The following is a 1,049-nucleotide window of genomic DNA, read 5'->3' as shown; positions in this document are numbered from 1 at the left end:
GGCCTGGGAAGCGACGGCCAGTAGGGGATCCGGGGTGTCCGGGTCACGCCCACGAGTCCGAAGACCTGCCCGCGCTGCGCATCCACGAGGTGGGTGCGCTGCCGTCGACCTCGCGGGCGGGTCGGGCGGGTGATGCGCTGCGGTGTGTCCTCGACGTGCGTGCCGGCTGGTCGGTCGGTGTGCTTCCCGAGGACGGATGAACCATGTACGAGAGCGCCACACTCACCGGTCGGCCCCCGTCGGCGTCGCGGCTGACCCTGTCGCAGATCATGGACCAGCACCACACCAACCTGATGGGCACCGTCCACGGCGGTCGGATCCTCAACCTCATCGACTCCGTCGCCGGAGTGGTCGCCGCCCGGCACTCCGACGGCCCGGCGGTCACCGCCGCCATCGACGAGACCGCCTTCCTACGGGCCGTGCGGGTCGGCGACGTCGTGCACGTCGATGCCCGGATCACCTGGGCCGGCCGCAGCTCGATGGAGGTCGCCGTCAAGGTCAGCGCGGACCGTTGGGACCGGGCGGTACCGCCGGTGGACGTGGCCACCGCCCACCTGGTGATGGTCGCCGTCGACGACGACGGTCAGCCGCGAGCCGTGCCGCCGCTGCTGCCGGAGACCGACGGTGACCGGCGTCGTTACCGGGAGGCGCAGATCCGGCGGGAGCACCGGCTCGCTCTTCGGCGGGCGTTGCTCGACGGTGCTGAGGAGGGCTGAGTGGTGCTCGGGCTGTCCGTGGCCACCCTGGCCGGCTACCTTGCCGCCATCGCCGTCCTCATGGTCACTCCCGGGCCGGACATGATGTTCGTCCTGGCCAATGCGACCCGCTACGGCGCCCGGGCCGGCGCGGTCGCCGCGCTCGGGGTCGCGGCCGGGGAGGCGGTACATGTGGCGACGGTGGTCTGTGGTCTCGCCGCAGTGGTCTCCGCGTCGCCGGTGTTGTTCGCCGCGATCCGCTGGGCCGGGGCGGCGTATCTGATCGTCCTCGGGGTTCGGGCCCTCCGCGACGGCAGGGCGACGGCTTCCACCACGGCGGAGCGGAACAGCCGC

At 72.7% G+C, this 1,049-nt stretch carries 3 protein-coding genes; all 3 read left to right on the top strand.

The features are described from left to right. The coding region (locus H1A17_RS34985) for a hypothetical protein (protein ID WP_228544757.1) at positions 1-200 on the top strand (200 nt) is incomplete at its 5' end. Between the two features lie 3 nt (positions 201-203). Next, positions 204-716: an acyl-CoA thioesterase gene (locus H1A17_RS34055; RefSeq protein WP_194823814.1), complete on the top strand. Its 513-nt coding sequence runs from the start codon at positions 204-206 to the stop codon at positions 714-716. Then, positions 717-1,049: LysE family transporter (locus H1A17_RS34050; RefSeq protein WP_309236933.1), on the top strand; the 333-nt coding region annotated here is incomplete at its 3' end.

The organism is Micromonospora sp. S-DT3-3-22 (assembly GCF_015354745.1).
Classification (GTDB): Bacteria; Actinomycetota; Actinomycetes; order Mycobacteriales; family Micromonosporaceae; genus Micromonospora; species Micromonospora wenchangensis.
The sequence above is the reverse complement of the archived record's forward strand: the minus strand, read 5'-3'. Positions and strand labels throughout refer to the sequence as shown.

Bases quoted from the DNA above. Each gene is read 5' to 3' on its own strand.
- H1A17_RS34055 (WP_194823814.1), top strand. From the start codon at position 204: ATGTACGAGAGCGCCACACTCACCGGTCGGCCCCCGTCGGCGTCGCGG.